This is a genomic window from Planomonospora algeriensis (assembly GCF_977012225.1).
In genome coordinates, this window is sequence record NZ_CDRNDK010000680.1 from 1 (window position 1) to 2,567 (window position 2,567).

The window sequence follows — 2,567 nt, forward strand, 5'->3', positions numbered from 1 at the left end:
GACGCCCGGCCGCTGGTCGCGGGCACCGTCTCCGCCGACTGGGACGCCCCCCGCCGAGCCCACCACGATCGGCGTGTTCGGCGCCTTCGCCCCCGCGCTGGGCGAGGCCTTCACCGCCGCCGAGGCGGGCGGGCGGCGGCTGTACGGCTTCGCCGAGCACAGCGTCACCACGACGTTCGTGGGCACCTCCGCCGGCGCCCGCCTCCGGCACGTCCAGCCGACCGGGCGCCTGGAGCTCAACGCCAAGTCCCCGGACATGAAGCGCTCGGCCTGGACGGGCGTGGCCACCCGCGACTTCTCCGACGTGGACGTGGCGGCGCTGGACGCCTCGCTGGCCCGGCGGCTGGAGTGGGCCAAGAACCGGATCGACCTGCCCGCGGGCCGGTACGAGACGCTGCTCCCGCCGGGGGCCGTCGCCGATCTGATGATCTACCTGTACTGGACGGCCGGAGCCCGCGACGCCTTCGAGGGCCGTACGGTCTTCTCCAAGCCCGGCGGCGGCACCCGCGTCGGGGAGGCCCTCGCCTCCCTCCCGGTACGGCTGCGCAGCGACCCGGCCGCCGCGGGCCTGGAGTCCGCCCCGTTCGTGGTCGCGCACGCCTCCAGCCGGCAGAGCTCGGTGTTCGACAACGGCCTGCCGCTGACGCCGACCGACTGGATCGCCGACGGCGCGCTGGCGAACCTGATCCAGACCCGGCACTCGGCCGAGCTGACGAACCTGCCGGCCACCCCCGCGATCGACAACCTGATCATGGAGGGACCGGCGGGGGGCAGGTCGCTGGAGGAGATGATCGCCTCGACCGAGCGGGGCCTGCTGCTCACCTGCCTGTGGTACATCCGCGAGGTGGACCCGCAGACGCTGCTGCTCACCGGGCTGACCCGCGACGGCGTCTACCTCGTGGAGAACGGCGAGGTGGTGGGCGAGGTCAACAACTTCCGCTTCAACGAGAGCCCGGTCGACCTCCTCGGCCGCGTCACCGAGATCGGGGCGAGCGAGCAGACGCTGCCGCGCGAGTGGAACGACTACTTCACCCGCACGGTGATGCCCCCGGTCCGGGTGCCGGACTTCAACATGTCGACGGTCAGCCAGGCGAGCTGATCCGGCGCGGCGGGCCGGGGGCGGGTCCGCGCGGATCCCCGGCGGGTCAGTCGTCCTCCAGGCGGAAGCCCACTTTCAGGCCGACCTGGAAGTGCGCGATCTCCCCGTCCACGATGTGCCCGCGGACCTCGGTCACCTCGAACCAGTCGAGGTGGCGCAGGGTCTGCGCGGCGCGGCGGACGCCGTTGCGGACCGCCGCCTCGATGCTCTCACCCGACGTGCCGACTATCTCGGTCACCCGGTACGTTCGATCCGTCATTCCCCCGTCTTACCCGGAAGCCATGATCACATGACCGTTCGCATCCGATCGATCCGAGGTCTACGTTGGAAGGTGTGAGGGGATGGCGCAGGCGCGGGACGGTTCACCAGGTGACCGACGCCCGGCCCTCGCTGAGCGAGGACATCGGGCGGCGGGAGCGGAACTATCTGATCAAGATGGGGATCCGGCTGGTCTGCCTGGTCCTCGCCTTCACCGTGCCCGCACCGATGGCGATCAAGATCCTGCTCTTCGCCGGAGCGATCTTCCTGCCGTACATCGCCGTGGTCGGAGCCAACGCTCCGCGGGGCGGGGCGCCCGCCGACCCGGGCTTTACCGATCCGGGACAGAACGAGATCCCGAGGCACCGGCGTGAGATCGGGTCGTGACTAAGTCTTGACGCATCCTCGGGGTTGGAGGTGTACGCTTTAAGCAAGTGCCCTGGTCCCCCGTCGGGGCACGTGCCGGCGTTCCGGGCCCCCGTCGGAACGCCGATGAAGCGACGCCGGGTGGTTTGCCCCCGTAACCACCCGGCGTCGCCCTTTTCCCGGACTTCCTGTGTCCTTCCAGGTTCCCTGCGGTCCTCTCAGGTTCTCTACGCGTCGCCCAGCGTCTCCGTGGTCGCCCGCTCCCAGTTGCGGGCCAGTTCGGTCACCCGCTCCACCGCGTCGGGCGGCGCCGTTCCCGCCCCCTGAGCCAGGCCCAGCACGTAGGCCGTCAGCGGTGCGGCCGGGCGGGCCACTCCGTGGGCCACGTCCTTGGTGAGGTCGAGCAATGCGTCCCGGTCCACCTGCGCGGGGTCGACGCCGAGCTCCTTGCAGACCAGAGCGGTCCACTCCTCCAGCACGTTCACGTCCTGCTCCTCACATGTGTCAGATCGTCCAGCGTGTCGCAATCGAACCACGGTTCCCCGGGCAGGTGGAGCCCGACCGGGTTCAGCGGTGCCAGCAGCCCCCGCAGGGACCGTCCATCGTAGGCGGAGAGCGCCTCCGCGAGCACCGCCGTACGCCAGGCCCCCACCAGCCACTGCTGGTGGCCGTCTTCGTCGACGAGCAGGGCGCCCGCGACCTCTCCGCCCTCCCCGTCCGCCTCCTGTCCGCCGCCCGCCGCGCCGAGGAGCGCCTCGACGTGCCGGGCACGCAGGAACGGCAGGTCGGCGGCGAGCAGGACCACGAGGGGGGGCGTCCACCTCCGGCAGGCCGGCCCGCAGCG

4 protein-coding genes and 1 pseudogene are annotated in these 2,567 nt (G+C 71.7%); 2 read left to right on the forward strand and 3 right to left on the reverse strand.

Annotated features, from left to right (window positions below):
* Nucleotides 1-1,099, forward strand: a pseudogene (locus tag ACWJ6R_RS34395) (metallopeptidase TldD-related protein); the annotation flags it as partial.
* A 46-nt stretch (nucleotides 1,100-1,145) separates the two neighbouring features.
* Here ACWJ6R_RS34395 and ACWJ6R_RS34400 read toward each other — a convergent pair.
* Nucleotides 1,146-1,358: a dodecin gene (locus ACWJ6R_RS34400; protein ID WP_449066214.1), complete on the reverse strand. Its 213-nt coding sequence runs from the start codon at nucleotides 1,356-1,358 to the stop codon at nucleotides 1,146-1,148.
* 110 nt (nucleotides 1,359-1,468) lie between these two features.
* Here ACWJ6R_RS34400 and ACWJ6R_RS34405 point away from each other — a divergent pair, with 110 nt between their 5' ends.
* The gene (locus tag ACWJ6R_RS34405) at nucleotides 1,469-1,744 is read left to right on the forward strand and encodes a DUF3099 domain-containing protein (protein WP_231647464.1); all 276 of its coding nucleotides are present in this window, start codon (nucleotides 1,469-1,471) and stop codon (nucleotides 1,742-1,744) included.
* Nucleotides 1,745-1,950: 206 nt separating this feature from the next.
* On the opposite strand, the gene ACWJ6R_RS34410 is transcribed toward ACWJ6R_RS34405, so the two are convergent.
* Nucleotides 1,951-2,208: a DUF6457 domain-containing protein gene (locus ACWJ6R_RS34410; RefSeq protein ID WP_449066215.1), complete on the reverse strand. Its 258-nt coding sequence runs from the start codon at nucleotides 2,206-2,208 to the stop codon at nucleotides 1,951-1,953.
* A partial coding sequence (gene mobA, locus ACWJ6R_RS34415) for a molybdenum cofactor guanylyltransferase (RefSeq protein WP_449066216.1) occupies nucleotides 2,205-2,567 on the reverse strand: 363 nt, incomplete at its 5' end. The genes ACWJ6R_RS34410 and mobA, both read right to left, overlap by 4 nt.